We start from the raw sequence: 18712 nt of genomic DNA, 5'->3' as shown, positions 1-18712 counted from the left end.
GCAATCCAGGCAAGCTTGGGCGATCAGTATAAGTCCACGACCGGTAGCCAGGGACGGGAATGACCCTATGGACCACTTAGTCGACCACGTTGTGACTCTCGGCCGTGCCCAGCAGCTCCGGTTGCGCAGTGCTGCGCTCTTCGCGGTGAAGAAAAGGATGCGCGAACACGGCGCCAAGAATCACGACGACACCTACGTAAAACCAAGCATCCAGCTGTCGCTGCTCGCCAAGCAGAATGATCGCCAGCACGATGGCGTAAACCGGCTCCAGATTGGTGATCATCTGCATCATGAACGCGCTGACGTGGCGCAATGCGAACAACACAAGCGTAAAGGGCAACAAGGTGCAGCCGAACGCCAGGGTCAACAGCAACACGGCATCGTGCGTGCTGGGCAGCGGAAAGGCCGATCCTGTGTGTGGAATCAACGGCCCCAATAGAGTCAGAAAAAGCGTGCCCGTACCAAGTTCGATACATGTCACCGTAAAGGGGTCGCCGTGCTCGACCAGCCGCTTGTTGAGCGAGCCGAACAGCGCGACGAAAAGTGCGGATACCACGCCCACGGCGATACCCATGCGCATGCCGGAAGGAACGCCGCCAGCGACCATCGCGACACCCGGCACCACGGCAATCGCTATCAGCAACTCGCGCGGGTCGAATTTTCGCCGCGTGATCCACGGTTCGATAAATGCGAGAAACGCCGGTCCAAGCGCGATGCATGTTGCGCCCACTGAAGCATTGGCCAGCTTGATCGCAGCATAGAACGTCAGCCAGTGCAGGGAAACCAGCACACCGATGCCTGCATAAGCCCATCGCAATCTCGCTGGCATGGCCCGCAAGCCGCGCCATACGCGTGGCATCAGCAACAGCGCGCCCGTCACCAGCAACATGCGCCACCAGACGAGCGCCAACGCCGGTAGCGTGATCAATTTGCCGAGAATGGCGGTAAAGCCCCAAAGCAGCACGCAGAAGTGAATTTGCAGACGGGCTTTGGTGACGGGCTGCATGGTGGCCGGGTTGCTTCAGAGGGCAGACCGGTCATTGTAGCGGGCAGCTCCGGCGGCGGGTGGCACATTAGCGAGAAGGGCTATTCGCGCCTTGTGGCGATTTCCTGGTGTTATCCGGCGGCGGCTTCTCGCTGCGCAGCGACGTCAGCACTTGCTGGCACGTGTTCGCGTACTTGTTGTCATGGCTAGGCACGATGACGGCGAGCAGTGCTGCCGCCGGCGCAGCAACGATGGCAAGTGCTACGGCGCCACCGCCGCGCAGGATCAGCGGTCCGGGATGTACACCGACATTCGGATCTTTCAGCGTGCCTTTCACATAAAGCGGCGAACGCAACGACACGATGCGCAGACCCTTCGTGTGAGGCGTCACATCCAGATTCAGATGCTCGTCGGCGAAGTTGATGGTGCCGGTGACATCGATAACGGCATCTTCCGTATCGAGCACGAACAGGCGGCTGGTGTAGAGGCCGTTTTCGCCGGCCATGTCGGCCGCGGCGCAGTTGATCTTTACCGTCTTGTCGCCAAAGAGCTTTTCGACGACAACATTGGCGACATTGAGACCGGCGGTTTCCAGCAGCGTCTTGCTGATCACGCCATCGTTCATCAGCAACTTCACTTCACCGTTGGAATCGGCCAACAAAGCGGAAATTGAATTGCCGCTTGCGTTAAGTTTGGCGTCGCCATTGATCTGACCGAAGCTCGATTGCATCTGCTGAACAGTCGGGAAGAGTTGTTTGAGCTCCAGCTGCCGCGCTTTCAGATCCAGCGCGATATGCATGGGCTGCGAACCGCCGTCGATACGAACGCGACTATCAAGGGTGCCCCCGGCTACGCTCATATCAAGCGGGTCCAGCCGCAGCTGGCCGTTATCGAGATAAACATGCGTAGTGAGTGCCGTGATCGGAAGCGAGCCCGGATGTTCGATACGTGCTGCCGAATAGGTGACATCGGCATCCATCGCGCGCAAGCGATCAGTTTTGAATTGTTCGACTGGCAGTGCCTTGTCCGTAGGCTGCTGCACGGTATCGCCGCGTTGTTCCTTTTGCACCTGACTATCCGCGCCAATCAACGGGGCCAGATCGACAAAGCGTAGTTGTTGCGAGTGCAGATCGCCGATGAGTCGAGGGCGAGCACCGCCGGTGACTACGGCGAGGTTGCCGCCGATGTCGCTTTCGCCGACACGCCCGCGGAAATCCCGATAGCTGAAGTGACTTCCATGCTTGTGAAGTTCGGCGGAAAGATGGCCCTCCGTTGCGAAGGGCGGCGTCTCCGGCAATGTGATGCCAAGTATGGGATACAACTTCGCCATGCTCGAACCCGCAAACCACACGCGCAGATCCAGCGCGCCAAGATGCATCGGATCGGTCAGCGTGCCGACGAATGCGATTTTCGTATCGCCAATGTGCAATCGTGCTTGCACGGGGAAGGGCGGGTTGGCCTGTTGCACTGCCAGCACAGCACCTGTCTTGCCGCTGCCGGTTACCGGCGCTCCCTGATAGCTGCCGGTCGCGGTCCATGCGAATTGGTAGCTGGTATGGCTCGCGTTAGCAGACTCGTCCGGTTTGGTCTTATTTGAGTCGACCGTCTTGGCGACATCGTGGCCGACGTCGGCGCGTGCTTCACTGGTCGCTTGCGTAACGATCTGGTCGTAAGGAATCGCCTGTTGGAACGGTGTGATGGCAATCTGCAAGTCGAGGCGATTCTTGGCATCGTTCACCGTGACCTGGCCTTTGTCGACACCAATCGAGCCGAGATTCAAGGTCCATGCCGAAGGTGTAGTGTTCTGCTGGAATGCGAATTCCCAATTGACTTGTCCATGATTGTCGCGTTCAAGATCGATCTGCGGTCCGACGAGCTGTACGACGGGCACATCGATGTGATGAATCAGGAGCGCCAGCGGCGAAATGCGAAACTGCAACGCATCAAGTTGCGCAAACTGCGGCCGATGCGTCCACGCAGGATTGCCAATCTGGATATTGCGCGCGGTGAACGTGGGCCAAGGCACCCATGCGCGCAACCCTTGTTCCGCCGGCTCACGTTGCCATGCCGCGGTCAGATCACCCTGAATCACAAACGGGCGACCCAGGGCAGCGCTGACGTTGTCGTCGATAGTTGGCTTGACCCGATTCCAGTCGAAATAAGCGACAAACAAAACCATTACGACGATCAACACCAGCAGCACGCCCACGATCCCGGTCAATATTTTCGGGGTGCGCCTCATCACTTCCTGCTCCGTGGCCCAGCCGGCTGTCGCGCAGCCGGCACGGGTTCAAGAGACTATGTTGGAGGCGAAGGATTTGTGTAATCGCACGGCAACACTCAGCACCGATTCATGCAATCGACGTAAATCGAGCCAGAAACGGCTGTTTTGCTCAATGATTGGTTGCGGATGCAGGCTCAGTGCGGACGGGAATGTCGATATTGCACACATCGATCTTGCCTGCAGGGAGCGTGTAGAAAGCATCGCGGCGATTGCGCTTCGCGTCGACAATTGCGGCAAATGTCGCGCTGTCCGTGCGCAACACTTGTAGCTTCTCTCGTTCAGCCGGTGGAAGATCCGAGGCCAATCGCACGGAAATAATCGGAGTGCGTTGCGCTGCCTGCGTATAGAAGCCAAGTGCACCGGTGCCGCGCGGCAGTCCGGAAAGATAGGGCATGCCTTCGATCACACGACCGGCGATAGCGAGATTGCGATCAAGCCCGCGCGGTGCCTGCCCGATCACGACATAGAGCGAATTGCCATTGCCGCTGTCGGGTGGAATGTCGCGTGCCACGCCGACCATGCCATAGCAGTGTGTTAGCCACTCTTTTCCATTGGCGGGATCACGCGCTGCAGGGAAGCCCTCGGTAAAGCCGACTTGCGGTGCGTAGACGTCGCCATCTGGCAACGGCGTCCAGGGCAGCTTTGGATCGATGGTGCGCGTGTATTCCGGTGGCAACTTCGGCTTTGCAGTACCCAGAGGTTTGATCTTGCTTTTGTCACCGCTGTCGTCGTCATTGGGATCGCCCCATTGCGTAACGAAGTTGTCCTGCACGCGGATGATCGCCAACCCGTCGAAGTAGTGTTCGTGCACGAGTGTGCGGATGTTCTGTGCATGCAGCGGCGTGAAATCGGGCGCCAGTTCGATTACTACGCGTCCTTGCGGCAGCTGCATGTAGAGCAGATTCGCTGGATCCGGTGTGCGCCATTCATCAGGTTTGGATTTGGCGATCAGCTCTTTTGCAGTAGGTGTGGATTTTGGCGTATCAGCTGCGACGGGTAGTACAAACAAACCGATAGCTGTCGCCAGCACCGCTGGAAGTAGGCGTACGCGCATGAGATTCCCCTGATGAATGGTTCGCGAAGAAAGGTAGCAGAGGAAGGCTCCTGCGCCTACTGTTGGCCTCGTCGAATACAAGCCATCCTTGCTATGGAACAGCCAGGTACGCATATGGCTTCAAGTAATGCGAGAGTTCCTTTTTCCTGACTTCGCTTTCACAAACTTTAATGCCAGCCATCGATGCTCATGTGTTTTGCACATTTGCGCGGGGATAGTGCTCACCCCACAAAACGATCTTCTTGGATTGAGCCATGAAACCTCATCACTCCGTCTATAGTTCTGCGTGAGAAACTCGAAGACGCACGCCTCAAAGCCGTCGAGACATTGGCTGCGACTCCCGGCAGTTTATCGATCGATTCCTTGCGTGAACTGTCCGCACTTCATGCGGCTTTGACTGCTGTGCGGCAGGAAATCAGCGAGCACGGTGCGAAGGCCGGATGGGGTAGTGAAGAAGCACTCTCCTAAGTTCGCGTTTACTACAGAAGGATGTGTCGAACGCTTCGTTTCTGATGTGGTCATGGACGTGAAGTGGGCATCACAATTAAGGCGTCTCTTATTGCCAGGCCGTTCATTTGGTCCGCGTACCATTCGCGTCGTAGAAGCTCGTTTGCACCAAGCTCTAAGGCCGTTACATCAAAGTGTTTGCACCGTACGCAAGTCGGCCTAGATATCTTATTTCTCGTGTAAGGAGTCGGAAATGTTCAAGCCCATGCTTGCAGTTACGACGGTCGCTTTTTGTATCGCACTTACTGCGTGTGGTGGCTCGAAAGCGGTTGCTCAATCCAACGGCACCTGCGGTAAACAGCTCACAGATTTGCAGACGGCGCTGAATACGGGTGCGATGACGCAGGATGAATACAATCGTTCGCGTGAGGAAGCCCTGAGGAACTGCTACCACAACAACTAAGTCTTTCGCGAAAAACAGAAGGCGTTCCGGATGATTTCGGGGCGCCTTATTGTTTGTGTTTTTCGCGTGCAGTTATCGGTGGATCGACTTGCTTTCTAGATGCGCAACCATGTCAGCTTATCGCAAGTTTATGTGCCGTTTTTATTTTTGTATCGAAGACTGATTTCAAGATTGATCAATGCGCACAAGGATTTGGACGTCTAGTTTTTGTCGATACGCGATTTTTGTCGACTGAACTTCGATTAACGCGGTGACGGCGAGAAGCTGTTTGCTCATGTTTCTTTCGGATTCGGTGCTGTACCGTTTTTTCGTACGATCTGGTCAACGAGGAACACCATGAAACGTCATTCTCTTGTACGTAAGGCCGCAACGCGTTTTAGTGCGCTTGCATTGGGCGTGTCCGCTGCGTTCGTGGGTGCGTCGTCTTTGTTGGTTTCCGCTCCGGCCGAGGCAGGCATATCGATAGGTATTGGCGTGTCGGTAAACATCGCGCCTCCCGCGTTGCCTGTCTACGAACAGCCTCCGCTTCCTGCGCCTGGTTATCTCTGGGTACCCGGTTATTGGGCATGGGCTGACGGTGGTTATTACTGGGTTCCGGGTACGTGGGTCCAGCCACCTAGTGTCGGTCTCTTGTGGACACCCGGATACTGGGGCTGGGGCGATGGCGTCTACGTGTTCCATGAAGGTTATTGGGGGCCGCAGGTCGGCTTTTATGGCGGCATCAACTACGGCTACGGCTATACCGGTAATGGTTATGCAGGCGGCCACTGGGGCAACGGCGGTTTCTATTACAATCAATCGGTAAACCATTTTGGCGGTGTGCACGTCACTAATGTTTACAACCAGACGGTGGTGAACAACGTTACGGTCAATCACGTCAGCTATAACGGCGGCACTGGCGGTGTTGCTGCTCAACCGACACCGCAGGAAGCTTCGTATGCGCAACAGCAACACACGCCTCCCGTAGCGGCGCAGCAACAGCATGCGCAGATGGCTTCTCAAAACTCTGCGTTGCGCTTTGCCAATAACCATGGCAATCCTTCCATTGCTGCAACTGCCAGGCCGGCAAATTTCACTGGCGGCGGTGTTGTCGCCGCCCATGGTGCACCGGCACCCGAGGCCGCTGCTGCACAACATGCCAATCCAGCGCCTGCAAACAATGGTGCCATGCGATCGGCTAATTTCGCGCCGCATCCGAATGCAGCATCTGCGCCCACTGAGCATGCAGCGGCACCCGAGCGTGAAGTGACGCACGCACCGGCGCCGCAGCCGGTAGAAAGATCGCAACCGGAAGAAAGGCCCACAGCGGCGCCTCAGCAGGCCTATCATCCCGCGCGCGCTCCAGAACAGACGCCTAGCGCAGCGCCGCAGCCTGCGTATCATCCGGCTGCGCGTCCTGCACCGGCGGCTCATACAGCACCTCACCCCGCGCCCAAGCCGCAGCCTCGTCCGCACAATGATCAGGATCACGGTGGATAACGCGCACATTGCCTAGGACATGGCGAACAAAGACACACTGAGCCGATGCTTGGTGTGTCTTTTTTGGCGTGGATGGCGTGCAAAAAATATTCAACGTATTAGTTGACAATCAACTGATATGTTGATATTCATACGCCATGATGAATATCCGGCGCACACTGCACGCGGTCAATGAAACCGGGCTGGACCCGGAATTGGGCAAATCGCGCCTGGATCAGGTCTTTTTTGCGCTCTCCGATCCGGTGCGGCGGGAGATTCTGGAACGCCTGGACGGGCAGGCGCTGCTGGTGTCCGAGCTCGCCGAATCGTTCGATATTTCCCTGCAAGCGGTGTCGCGCCACATCCAGGTATTGGTGCGAACCGGGCTTGTTCAGCAGGAGCGCACCGGGCGCATCAGTCGATGCAGTCTGGATGCGGGCCCGTTGCTCGATGCGGCGGTGTGGATGAACCGCTACAGCAAGTACTGGCAGCAGCAATTCGACCTGCTTGCCGCCACCCTGGCGGATATCGACGAGCGAAAAGCGCAGCGGAAGCCGCCTGTGCAACCGCGCAAGCAGACCAAGAAACGCGCCTTACGCAAGAAGTAATCAACGCTGCACAAGATCGGCGCGACTCCGACGTCAGCGTTAGAACGTCTTATGGAGGTTGTCATGGTCAAGCATCGTATTGCCTACGACAACTGATTTGATGTTTCGCTGGAGAATACCCTCATGAAATACGAAGACGTAAGCGGAAAACTGGCGGACTACCGCCGCCAGATCGCCGACATTCGCGAGAAGATGAGAGACGCCATCGCGACGGTCGAGCCGAAGGAAGTGAAAGATTATGAGTTCGCAATTGCCAGTGGCACGGTGCGTTTGTCCGAACTCTTCGGAGATCACGAAGATCTGATCGTCATCCATAACATGGGTGTCGCGTGCTCTTACTGCACATTATGGGCAGACGGATATAACGGCATTCATCAACACGTGGTTTCACGCGCGGGCTTCGTCGTTTCAAGTCCTGACAGTCCGAATGTGCAGAAGAAATTCGCCGAGAGTCGCGGCTGGCGGTTTCCGATGGTCAGCCACGCCGATTCGAGTTTTGCCGCAGACATGGGCTACGTCTCGGCCAAAGGCGGATGGATGCCCGGTGTTTCCGTTTTTAAACGCGATGGCGATGCGATCGTGCGAGTCTCCGATACCGGCTTCAGCCCGGGCGACGACTTCTGCGCAATTTGGCATTTCTTCGACATGCTGCCCGGTGGCGTGGGTGGATGGCCCGGGCCGGTGAAGAAGTCGTCATGCTGTGCAACTTCATGATCTGAGGACGTGTCATGTGTCCACTTTGCATAGGCACGGCGTTGCTACTGTGGAGCGGCACGGGTTCGGCGGGAGGTGTGGCCGCTGTTGCGCTAAGGTCGATCAGGCGACGTCGTCACACTTCGTCGTTTAATTGCTTTCATCGGTCGCTGCATCAGGCGGGCGAGAAGCGGACATGTTGCGGGCAGAAGGCGGAGTCATTGATCCAATCCTCCCGACCTTGTGTCACAGAGAAGTTACGTCATGGCTCTGAGGGATTGCCGCGTCATTGACATGCGTATGTGATGAAGTGTGGAAAGCGATGGTTCTGGAGAACATTGATGTGCCGCATGAAGTGGTCTTTCCTTTCCTGCTGTTTGTTACTCGGCGCCACCGTCGGCACAGCGATGGCGCAACAACATCATCGACGGGATGACGCTCCCGCGCATGCGAATTCCAGCCCTTGTTACGACCCTGCCGACACGACCGAGATTCGATTGTGGGCGGGCAGGGCACCTGGCGCGATCGGTGACGATCCCTGCCGCGATATTCCCTACCTGAAAATCTATCCTGCGGCAGCGGGTGTTTCTGCGACACGTGCGGCGATCATCGTGGTGCCGGGCGGTGGTTATGATCACCTGAGCGATCGCAAGGAGCAGGCGCCTGTCGGCGATTATTTCTCGCAGCAATTACACGTTACGACGTTCGTTCTTTTTTATCGTCTGGTCCAGCCGGATGGAACTTACCGGTATCCCGTTCCGATGTGGGATGGCCAGCGCGCATTGAAGCTCGTGCGCAGCCTCGCCGCACACTATGGCATCGGCCCCGACAGAATCGGGTTATTTGGATTCTCTGCCGGTGGTCATTTGGCCAGTACGATCACACTGCATCCGGCGACAGATTTTGGCTTGCCTCAGCGTGATTCCATCGATGACACCAACGCACGCCCGGATTTTCTTGGCCTGGGATATCCGGTCATTTCCATGTTGCCGAATAGCTATGCGTCACCCAATTCGCTTGGCCATCTTCTTTACGGATATGAAGGCCGCGATTTGGACCGGCTTGAACACTATCTGTCCGGACAGGCGAACGTAACGGCTCAAACACCGCCGGTCTTTCTGTTCGAGAGCATGGATGACGCGCAGATCAGTCCGCAAAACAGCGTCGTATTTGCCCAAGCGCTTCGCGCGGCGCAGGTCCCCGCGGATGTGCACCTGTTTGCACACGGCGTGCACGGCGCCGGCTTGGCGGTGGGTGTTCCCGATGAGGAAGGGTGGCCGGATATGTTTCGCGACTGGCTCGATAAGCGTGGCTTTCTGAAATAAAACCGCCAGCGTTGCTCGCAGCGCATCAACAGGGTGGAAGTGGCGGCGCCACTAGCTTGAGTGGCGCAGTATCGCGATGGCAATTTCGACCACGATCAGCACGATGATCGCCAACTCCAACAGTTCGCCGCGTTTGCCTGAGGCCTCTTCATACAATGCGGCGTAGGTATCCCGGATGATCGCCAGCTTGCGATCTACGGCGCCGCTGACCTGGCGCACGCGGAAGAGATCCAATGCCGCCGTATAGACGCGGGCAAGATAAACGTCTTCGGTGACTTGAAGGGCGTTGTCGACCTTTTCGGTGACTTCGGTGACTTCCGCAACGAGCGTGTAAAGCTTGCGTGCCAGATCGGCCGTCCGCCGCGCTGCAAAGGGATTGCTCGCGTGGTGAGCCGCCTCGACCAGGTCATACATGAGCGGCAGTTCGGCATCCAGCAGTTCGTCGTAAAAACGCATTTCAAGCAGCTGGGCGTTGGCGACCTCAAGAATGTCCCTGACGTCGGAGTCGCCGCGCGGTTCATAGATGAAGGCGCGATCCCAGGTCAGTACTACCAGATCGTCTGCGTAGTAAGAGAAGCGCTGTTGCAGCAGGTCACGGCGCGCCTGTTCGGATAGAGGTCGTTGTTCGCCGGAAAGTAGTGGCACCAAATCGATGTGCTCGTGCATGGTGCTGACCGGTATCGCTTCGTCGAAGGCCTGCACGATGCCCACCAGGTAATCTTCGTGCAGTAAAGCAGGGCTCGGTTTTGTCAAAGCAGGAAGCAAGGCGTCATGCAGCTGCTTCAGCAGTTGCTGCCACACGGGACTGTCGGCACTCGGGCCGAACATGGCGTCTACAGCATTCACCAGTTGCGAAAACGATGCCCAGCTGCACGCAGCAACGGGAATCTGTATGGAAAATCCCGCAGCCCCGAAGTCATACAAGCGCGCCGTGACCTGCGCCTGATAGGGATTGCCCGCAAGCGTCAGGCTCAGTGTTTCGAGTGTCAGCATCACCGGGGGTACGCCGAAGGTCACGGCTTTGGGCGGAGTGCTGCTGAGCTTGATACGCGTGCTGGCCGGAAGCTGCTGCTGGTCCCACAACCTTTCCACTTTTGGCAGGTCGATCGCGTCGGCGATGTCGACAAGGTGCATGGCAATAACGACGGCCGATTGAACGGTGGGTTGCTCGTACGGCATATGCTCGCGCCTTGGCTGGATACGCAACGATACCGATTGAATGTTATGCGCGCATGAAAGTTGCCTCCGGATCGGGGTATCCGTGTTGTACTCAGCCGCAGACAAGCTCAGTGCTGCGCGTTCTTGGGGAGGTCCAGGCGATCCAAAAACTGCAGCGTAAGATTCGCCACTTCCTGACTTTTTGTGTCCATGGCGAAATGTCCCGCATCCAGGATATGTATCTCTGCACTAGGCATATCCTGTTTGTAAGCCCATGCGCCGGCTACCGTAAAAGAGGGGTCATATTTTCCCCATACGACAAGCAGCGGCGGATGATATGTCTTTAAATAAGTTTGCCACTTCGGATACGCCGCGACATTCGTGCGGTAGTCGTAAAAGAGATCTTCCTGAATGCGATCCTGGCCTGGACGACCCAGAAATGCAGATTCATCCGTCCAAAGGTCCGGGTCGTAAAGCTCGGGGTGAGGATCGGTGCCGACGTGACGCTGTTTTGCGGCATCGAACGAGATCAGATTTGCGCGGAGCTTGTCGGCATAAGCCTCCCTGTTCGCCCAGTATTGACGGCGAGTGGCCCAGAGAGGACCCAGGCCTTCGTCATGAGCGACCGCATTTTGCACAACGATAGCGTCGATACGATCGGGATGCATGAGTGCAAGACGAAATCCAACGGGCCCGCCATAGTCCTGCACAAACAGCGCGTAATGGTGGACGCCGAGCGCCTGAGTAAACGCATCGATGATCAACGCCAAGTGATCGAAGGTATAGGAGAACGTCTCGGGGGAAGGTGCATCGGAGTGGCCAAATCCCGGATAGTCGGGTGCGATGACGTGATATCGCTCCGCAAGCACCGGTATCAACTTGTCGTACATCCGCGACGAAGATGGGAAGCCATGCAGCAAGAGAACGACAGGTGCATTGCTGCTGCCAGCTTCTCGATAGAAGATGTTCAACCCTTGAACATTTACCGTGCGATACACCGTCGTGGCTTCGTTCATGTGTGGCATCTCCAGGTTTTTATCGGTTTCCCCAGCGGTCAAGGCATTGACGCTTGCCAACAGCGCACATAAAGCGATGAAAATAATTCGTTTCACGGGAAGGGTCCGCAACCAGCATGGAGCGAAGCGCTGCATGCTCATTGAAACACTGATCTATGCAGGAATGTCCCGCACCACTTCGGTCAACTTGCCGGAACTGATTTCGTAGAAGAAGCCGTAGAGCTTGATGTGCTTGGGCACCGCAGGGCTCGAGCGAAGCATCGCGATGTCGTGCTTGAGCGACGTCTCGAAATCCATGATGGCAAGACTGTCGCGATCAAACAATGTCGAGATATCGGCGTGATAATGATCATGGAACTCCTCGATGAGCAGCTCGGGAGTCAGCGTTGTCGTGCCACAGAACGAGTGGTGAACCACGACGACGTTTTGAACGCTGAATATGTAGTCCATGGACGCTACGGACTCCAGCGCAAAGGCGGCGCGTCCACCCGCGTTCGTCTCGACAAACAGTGTTCGCGTGTGGCCAACCCGATTGCCGGATTCGTCGAGAATGTTTTCCCCCGGATAAACCTCGTCGCCCAAATACTCGGCGACAGCTTTAGGTATTTCGGCGGCTCGAGGGTCGAAGCAGTGGATCACAAGCGTCTTCATCGGGATGGCCTGGTTCGCTCCCTCGAAGGTATTCATATCGAACCCAGGTTGTTTCCTGTACTCGTAGTCGCTGAACTTGCTCATCTTGTTTCTCCACAGGAGTTTTAATGCATGCAGCCCCCTGCTCGGCGAGTTGCCGATCTTCGAAAGGTATAACGATTCTTCGTCGTGTGCGCGATCAAAGTGAAATGCAGCGCCAAATGCTGTGGTCTGACGTCACTGCCGGCCGAGAAATCGAAAGGTTGTTAAATGGCACGTAACTAGTTGCCTTGGACATAAATGTTCAAGTGAAAAGTTATGCTTCGATACTTTCTGGAAAAGTTGCGATTCGGGTGTGATCCGAACGCGTTGTGGCTATTCGGCAAAAGACCAGGAAGGGACCAGCCTGCGCCGGTTACGCGTTTTTGAATATCAGCGCCGCTGCGCAGTCGTACCTGATACATAACGGTTGCCAGGCACATTCCATCGCCAGGGAAAATCCTTGCCGACGCTGATGCCGATGCGAAGATTGCCGGCGCGTGCTTTGGGCGGAGCCATGCCATCGTCGACGATGGTGAAGCCATCATGGGCGCTAACAAGATCGAGTCCATTTTGCGCGCCATTGATGCCCATGGCCTGCGTCAGCCGAGCGGGCCCGCGGCATAAATCGCGATCACTCGCCACGCGTGGCCGCGCAGCGCGCATCTGTTCAATCCCATGTAGTGGCTCCAGCGCACGGATAAGTACACCGCAACCATCACCCTCAGGGCCGCTCACGCAGTTGGCACACCAGTGCATGCCGTACGTGAAGTAGACATACATATGCCCGGGTGGTCCAAACATCACAGCATTCCGTGGCGTCTTTCCCCGATACGTATGCGCAGCTGGATCGATAGCGCCGAGATAAGCCTCCACTTCCACAATCCGGCCCGCCCGGCCATCCTCGGACGCCAGGACTTTGTTGAGCAGTTGCGGTGCCACCTTCGTGGCGACCCGATCAAAGAACGCACGCGGCAACGGCGTGCCTGGCCAGATGATCGATGTGGCTTTCTTTTTAACCAACCGAGTTCTCCAGTTAGTGTTGTTCGTGCATGGATGCTGCATAGAGTTGACGATACGCATCGACCAGACTGTCGAGATTGAATGCGCGATTCCTTCCACTGGGATTGGGCAGAACCCAAATGGCGGCACCCTCCATGCGTGCCGGCTGCAATCCCCAGGCGAGCTCTCGTTGACCTGACAGTGCGGCGTACGCTGCCTTGCCTAGAAAGGCGACAAGGCGTGGCGCATAGCGCGCGATCTTCTGCTCGAATTCCACTGCGGCGGAGGTGAATTCCTCCCGTGAAAGCTGATCTGCGCTCGCCGTCGGTCGTTTCACTACGGATGTCACACCGCATCCGTATTTGAGTATCGTGCGATCGTCCTGAGGCGAAATTTCCTCAGGGGTAAAGCCCGCCAGATGTATGACACGCCAGAAGCGATTGCTTCTTCCAGCGAAGTGATGGCCCGTCGCGGCCGCTGTCATTCCGGGGTTTATTCCGCAAAAGAGCACGTTGAGACGTCCGGCAATGATGTCAGGGAGTTCTTCAGTCACGGCACACCTTGCAAACTCGGCTGAGGCCGAGTTCGACAGGAACCCATGCTTTATTCGCGAATATGGATTGCATCAACCGATTACTCGCAGATCGCATTGACCGCTTTCTGCGCGAGCTTTCTCAAGTCATTCCGCGAGGTGCCCGTGCGAGCGCGGATAGCTATGGAATGCATCGTCGCCGAGGCGAGCAGGGCGAGCGTTTTGGGATCGGCACCCTGTTTCAATTCTCCGGCGGTACGGGCAAGTTTGAAGCGCGCTTCAAACGCGGCATCGAGCGCACGAAAACCCTCTGCGGCGATTTCCAGTATCTGCGGATCGCCCGGCGCCTCGGTAACGGCCGTCCCGACGACGAAGCATCCGAGCACTTGATCGTCGCCGGAGAAGTAGATCGATAGTGCCGCGTCGTACACCTTCATCAAGGCTTCGGCCAAGGTGCCGCCGCTCTCCAGTGCTTTATGCATCGCTGCAAATTTGAGTTCCCAGTAGCCACTTAACGCCCTGACATAAATGTCGTGCTTGTCGCCGAACGCCGCCCGAAGGCTCGGCCGGTTCATGCCGGTGGCGGCGGAAATGTCATCGAGTGAGGTCCCGGAATAACCGCTCTTCCAAAACGCCTCCGCGGCCTGCCGCAGAGCGGTCTCAGGCTCGTAGGCGCGTGGCCGCCCGCGGGGCTTTTTCTCACTCTTATCTATTTTTGTTCCAGATAGCATAAAAATACTTGACCTCTCGTGTGCTGGGTGATTATTATCCGAACATGTACAAAATTCAACATGCATGAGCGTCAGGCGCGCGGCCGCTCGGTAGAGAGCCAAGTCACGGTCTTTGCGCCAGCCCGGCAGTCATTGAGGAATCTGCGATGCGTAAACAATTTGACGAAGTGGCGGGTGGGCTGGACGCGGGTGATCGCGCGAAAGACGAGCGCCGGAGCATCAAGGCAAAGCTGCGCCTGCCCCTGATGGCGGCGTTGCCGCTGTTGCTGGTGATAGGTGGCGGTGCCAGGTATCTGGCCACCGCGCACGATGTCGCGACTGACGATGCTTTTGTGCAGGCCGCGAAGGTCTCCATCAACGCGAGGGTTCCCGGTCAGGTGGTGAACATCGCGGTGCGGGACAATCAACCGGTTCGCGCGGGTCAGTTGTTGTTCCAGATAGATCCCGAGCCATACCGGATCGCCGTGGAACAGGCCGAGGCGCGGCTCGGCAGTGCGCGCCTTCAGGTTGAAGCGCTCAAGGCAACCTACCGCCGGCAATTGGCCGATGTGGAATCAGCCAAGGCTACGGCCGATTTCGACGAGCATGAATATGAGCGCAAGAAGGCACTGCTCGCCACGGATTTCACGTCGCGCTCGACGTATGAGCAGGCCCAAACGGACCTTTTGGTGGCGCGCCAGCACATTGCGTCGGCGCAACAGGACGTGTCCAACAGCGTCGCCGAATTGAATGGCGACCCGAATATCGATGTCGATCAGCATCCGACGGTTCGCGAGGCAAAAGCTCAACTGGATCGCGCACGGCTCGATCTCTCCTATACCACGGTGATCGCGCCGGACGATGGCGTCGTCACCAAGGTTGACGATCTGCAGGTAGGCGATTTCGTCAGTAGCGGCGCCACGGTGTTCTCGATGATGTCGAGCCGCCATGTGTGGATCGAAGCAAATTTTCGCGAAACCGGCTTGACGCATATGCGACCGGGTCAGGCGGCGAACGTCGATGTCGATACCTATCCTGGGCATCGTTTCAAGGCGCACGTTGTGAGCATCAGCCCCGGGACGGGATCGGAATTTTCGGTGTTGCCACCTGAGAACGCCACCGGCAACTGGGTGAAGGTCGTGCAACGTTTGCCCGTGCGGCTTGAGCTGGACAACATCGATCCGAAGTGGCCGCTGTACTCGGGTATGAGTGTCACCGCGCAAGTCGATACCCAGCAGAGCGTTCGTGCTGCAAGTCCTGGTATGGGAGCAGGACAGTGAATGCCCCCGTCGATCCCGGCACCAATGTGAGATCGCACCGGTTCCTGATCATCGCCGCGATGCTTGCGACCTTCATGCAGGCGATGAACATATCGATTCCGAATGCAGCGCTTCCGTATGTGCAGGGCGCGCTGTCGATGACCGACGACGAGATCGGCTGGATCTTCACCTCTTATATCGCCGCGAGCGCCATCGTCATGCCGATGACGCATTGGCTATCGGGCAGATGTGGGAGAAAGGCAGTCTTTCAGATTTCGCTCGCGGTTTTCAGCTTTGCACTGATACTCGACACGCTGGCGACGACACCGCTGCAATTCGTCTCTGCGCGCATTTTGCAGGGTGCCGCGAGCGGCACGCTCGCGCCGTTGTCGATATCTATCCTGCTCGATGAACTGCCGCCACTTCGGCACGGCCACATCGGCCTTCTATGGAGTGTGACAGCGCTACTTGGAATGCTGAGCGGCCCAGGCATCGGCGGTGCACTCAGCGAATATGTCGGCTGGCAATCGATCTTCTATCTCAGCCTTCCGATAGCCGCGTTTATCGCGTTGACGATGGGTTTCTATCTGAGGGAAAAGAAAGCAGAGAAAAGGCCGTCTTTTGACTTCTTTGGGCTGGCGACTTTTTCACTAGGCATCACAGGTCTGCAGATGCTGCTTGATCGCGGCGAGCGCATGGAGTGGTTTGCTTCAACCGAGATATGGGCGGAAACGATCGCATCCGTGCTCGGTTTCTACCTCTTCATTGTGCATGTGCTGACGAAAGACCAGCACTTCCTCAATAAGGCGTTGTTCAAGGACCGCAACTTCGGTGTTTCGACGGTGATGTTCTTCGCGTTGGGTTTCGTTCTTCTGCCAACCTTGGCGCTGACCTCGCCGATACTCGAAGAGCTATTCGGCTACCCGGCGCACACCGCCGGCTACATCACGATTCCGCGAGGCATTGCACTGATATCTGCATTGCTCCTCGCTTGGCGCTTGCCAGCGCGCGTCGACAATCGCTTGTTCGTCATCGGTGGCTTGTGCCTCGCGGTCTACGGCACATGGCAGATGGTCGGTTACTCGCCGCTGATGGATGAGCGCGCGGTGATTTTGGCAGGCATTTTCCAAGGCGCCGGTTTGGGCATTCTGATGCCCGCACTGACACGGGCTGCCTTCAGCACGCTGGACCCGACATTTCGCTCGGAAGGCACGGCGTTCTTCAACCTGTCGCGCCTTTATGGCAGCACGCTCGGCATTGCAATCGTGCAGATCTACTTCTTCAACAATACCCAGAGCATGCACCTGGCGCTTGCCAACAACCTCAGGCCATACCGCATTGCGAGTGAGACGGCCGGCTCTCTATCGATGCCGGCACTCGCCACGATGAATGATCTGGTCACCAGTCAGTCAGCGATTGTCGGGGTCATTGGTCAATTCAAACTTTTGATGGCGGTCATGCTGATCGCTAGCCCGCTTGTTCTGTTCCTTCGCAAACCGCGTGTCGACAAGTGACACTCCTGGAGTTGCAACATGAAACTGATTGGATCCATTTCATTGAGGTGCGTTGCAAGGACAGTCATCCTTGCCAGCGCTACGTCTGTGCTTCTATCCGCATGCATGGTGGGGCCTGATTTTGAAAGGCCGGCTGCACCCGTCTCGCAACACTACGATGCGCAGGCCGAACAGGAACTCAGCACCAGCAATACGGCTGCTGGCGCTCAACATATCGATCTGGGCAAGAGCATCGATGGTGATTGGTGGTCGACGCTCGGCTCGCCGAAGCTCGATGGCGTGATGCATAAAGCCATCGCGGGCAATTTCGATCTGGAAGCGGCGGACGCAACGATTGCGCAGGCGAATGAAGCCGTTACCGCAGCTGCCGGTGGTCTGAAGCCGCAGGTGGGTTTTGGAGCGCAGGGCGGCCGTCAGCGGGCGATTGAAGGAGCCAGCGTATCCACATCCAACTTCTACGCAGTCGGACCACAGGTGAGTTTCGACTTCGACATTTTTGGCGGTACGAAACGGTCGGTTGAGGAAAAGTCGGCACTCGCCGAACTTCAACAGCATCGATTTGACGCGGCCTATCTGACTGTCACCGGTGATGTCGCCAGCGAGGCATTGCTGCTCGCGTCCGCGCGCGCGCAAATTGACGCCGTCAACGTTTTGATCGCTGACGATCAGAAGAATCTCGAACTGGTTCGCACGGCTCATCAATACGGCAAAGCTACGCAGGTTGATATCGCGCTGGCTACGACGCAGCTCGCCCAAGACCAAACCTTGCTGCCGCCGCTTGCCCAGCAACGCGATGTGGCGCGGCACGCATTGTCGATTCTGGTGGGAAAGAGCCCGGGCGAATGGACGGCGCCGAATTTCGACTTAAGCGATTTTGCATTGCCTGGGGATGTACCCATCAGTCTGCCCTCCGAACTCGCGCGCAACCGGCCCGACATTCTCGAAGCCGAAGCGCAATTGCATGCATCGAGTGCTGCGATCGGCGTAGCTACCGCGGATATGTACCCACACCTGAAGCTTTCAGCTTCGCTCACTCAGGCAGGCCCAGGCATCGGCACGCTTTGGGGTGTTGCAGCGGGGTTGACCGGGCCGATTTATGAGGGCGGCACGCTCAAGGCGAATCGTCGCGCTTCCATCGACGGCTACAACGCATCGTTTGCCGATTATCAACAGACCGTTATCAAATCGTTGGGGCAGGTGGCGGACGTGCTGCAGGCCATCAACCACGACTCGGAAGAATATGCCGCGCAGCAGCGCGCGTTGAGCGCTGCCCAAACCAGCCTGCAATTGAACCGGCAGGGCTATCAAGTGGGCGAAATCGGCGTGCTCGACGTGCTGGACGCCGAGCGCGGTTACCAGCGCGCGTTGATCGGTCAGATCCAGGCGAAGACGGCGCGTTACCTCGACACCGTGCAACTGTCCATTGCACTCGGAGGAAATTCACACGATGCGTTCGAACAAAGAGTAGCGTACCGCGAGAAACCGTGAAGGATCGGCCCACTACTTTTCCTCACTTACCGGGTTCTTGAAGAAAA

The 18712-nt window shown here is 57.1% G+C and carries 17 protein-coding genes; 8 read left to right on the top strand and 9 right to left on the bottom strand.

The features are described from left to right. Positions 1 to 76: 76 nt before the first annotated feature. The 3 genes from EKH79_RS06805 to EKH79_RS06795 all read right to left on the bottom strand — a co-directional run bounded on the left by EKH79_RS06805 (position 77) and on the right by EKH79_RS06795 (position 4323). Positions 77 to 1006 carry a DMT family transporter gene (locus EKH79_RS06805; protein WP_126673000.1) on the bottom strand — a complete coding sequence of 310 codons (930 nt, stop codon included), beginning with the start codon at positions 1004 to 1006 and terminating at the stop codon, positions 77 to 79. Between the two features lie 67 nt (positions 1007 to 1073). Next, complete coding sequence (locus EKH79_RS06800) at positions 1074 to 3227, bottom strand: AsmA family protein (protein ID WP_126673091.1); 2154 nt, start codon at positions 3225 to 3227, stop codon at positions 1074 to 1076. A 151-nt stretch (positions 3228 to 3378) separates the two neighbouring features. Continuing rightward, entirely contained in the window at positions 3379 to 4323 is a 945-nt protein-coding gene (locus tag EKH79_RS06795; protein ID WP_126672999.1) for a peptidylprolyl isomerase, read from the bottom strand. 700 nt (positions 4324 to 5023) lie between these two features. Between EKH79_RS06795 and EKH79_RS06790 the strand changes: the two genes are divergently transcribed. From EKH79_RS06790 to EKH79_RS06770, 5 genes are all read left to right on the top strand, one after another. Next, on the top strand, positions 5024 to 5233 hold the full coding sequence (locus tag EKH79_RS06790) for a hypothetical protein (RefSeq protein WP_126672998.1): 210 nt from the start codon (positions 5024 to 5026) through the stop codon (positions 5231 to 5233). 336 nt (positions 5234 to 5569) lie between these two features. Beyond that, positions 5570 to 6712, top strand: a complete 1143-nt coding sequence (locus tag EKH79_RS06785; protein WP_126672997.1) for a YXWGXW repeat-containing protein — start codon at positions 5570 to 5572, stop codon at positions 6710 to 6712. A 137-nt stretch (positions 6713 to 6849) separates the two neighbouring features. Further along, positions 6850 to 7299 carry an ArsR/SmtB family transcription factor gene (locus EKH79_RS06780; RefSeq protein ID WP_199754166.1) on the top strand — a complete coding sequence of 150 codons (450 nt, stop codon included), beginning with the start codon at positions 6850 to 6852 and terminating at the stop codon, positions 7297 to 7299. A gap of 123 nt (positions 7300 to 7422) precedes the next feature. Continuing rightward, on the top strand, positions 7423 to 8013 hold the full coding sequence (locus tag EKH79_RS06775; RefSeq protein ID WP_126672996.1) for a DUF899 family protein: 591 nt from the start codon (positions 7423 to 7425) through the stop codon (positions 8011 to 8013). A 329-nt stretch (positions 8014 to 8342) separates the two neighbouring features. After that, the gene (locus EKH79_RS06770; RefSeq protein WP_126672995.1) at positions 8343 to 9317 is read left to right on the top strand and encodes an alpha/beta hydrolase; all 975 of its coding nucleotides are present in this window, start codon (positions 8343 to 8345) and stop codon (positions 9315 to 9317) included. Between the two features lie 51 nt (positions 9318 to 9368). On the opposite strand, the gene EKH79_RS06765 is transcribed toward EKH79_RS06770, so the two are convergent. The 6 genes from EKH79_RS06765 to EKH79_RS06740 form a co-directional block, all read right to left on the bottom strand. Then, positions 9369 to 10496, bottom strand: coding sequence for an RMD1 family protein (locus EKH79_RS06765; RefSeq protein WP_126672994.1), 1128 nt, complete (start codon positions 10494 to 10496; stop codon positions 9369 to 9371). A gap of 107 nt (positions 10497 to 10603) precedes the next feature. Next, entirely contained in the window at positions 10604 to 11491 is an 888-nt protein-coding gene (locus tag EKH79_RS06760) for an alpha/beta fold hydrolase (protein ID WP_233590208.1), read from the bottom strand. A 153-nt stretch (positions 11492 to 11644) separates the two neighbouring features. Further along, positions 11645 to 12226: a carbonic anhydrase gene (locus EKH79_RS06755; protein ID WP_126672993.1), complete on the bottom strand. Its 582-nt coding sequence runs from the start codon at positions 12224 to 12226 to the stop codon at positions 11645 to 11647. A 327-nt stretch (positions 12227 to 12553) separates the two neighbouring features. Then, on the bottom strand, positions 12554 to 13183 hold the full coding sequence (locus tag EKH79_RS06750) for a DNA-3-methyladenine glycosylase (RefSeq protein ID WP_233590206.1): 630 nt from the start codon (positions 13181 to 13183) through the stop codon (positions 12554 to 12556). 13 nt (positions 13184 to 13196) lie between these two features. Next, positions 13197 to 13715, bottom strand: a complete 519-nt coding sequence (gene mug / locus EKH79_RS06745) for a G/U mismatch-specific DNA glycosylase (protein ID WP_126672991.1) — start codon at positions 13713 to 13715, stop codon at positions 13197 to 13199. Positions 13716 to 13795: 80 nt separating this feature from the next. Next, positions 13796 to 14425 carry a TetR/AcrR family transcriptional regulator gene (locus EKH79_RS06740; protein ID WP_126672990.1) on the bottom strand — a complete coding sequence of 210 codons (630 nt, stop codon included), beginning with the start codon at positions 14423 to 14425 and terminating at the stop codon, positions 13796 to 13798. A gap of 146 nt (positions 14426 to 14571) precedes the next feature. Here EKH79_RS06740 and EKH79_RS06735 point away from each other — a divergent pair, with 146 nt between their 5' ends. Genes EKH79_RS06735 through EKH79_RS06725 form a run of 3 tightly spaced genes read left to right on the top strand, consistent with a single transcriptional unit; the run spans position 14572 to position 18665 of the window. Then, on the top strand, positions 14572 to 15684 hold the full coding sequence (locus EKH79_RS06735; protein WP_126672989.1) for an HlyD family secretion protein: 1113 nt from the start codon (positions 14572 to 14574) through the stop codon (positions 15682 to 15684). After that, complete coding sequence (locus tag EKH79_RS06730; RefSeq protein WP_199754164.1) at positions 15681 to 17177, top strand: DHA2 family efflux MFS transporter permease subunit; 1497 nt, start codon at positions 15681 to 15683, stop codon at positions 17175 to 17177. The genes EKH79_RS06735 and EKH79_RS06730 overlap by 4 nt, the downstream gene beginning before the upstream one ends. Before the next feature lie 18 nt (positions 17178 to 17195). Next, entirely contained in the window at positions 17196 to 18665 is a 1470-nt protein-coding gene (locus EKH79_RS06725) for an efflux transporter outer membrane subunit (protein WP_126672988.1), read from the top strand. Positions 18666 to 18712: the final 47 nt, after the last annotated feature.

The organism is Dyella dinghuensis, from assembly GCF_003977615.1.
GTDB classification, from domain to species: Bacteria; Pseudomonadota; Gammaproteobacteria; order Xanthomonadales; family Rhodanobacteraceae; genus Dyella_B; species Dyella_B dinghuensis.
The sequence above is the reverse complement of the archived record's forward strand: the minus strand, read 5'-3'. Positions and strand labels throughout refer to the sequence as shown.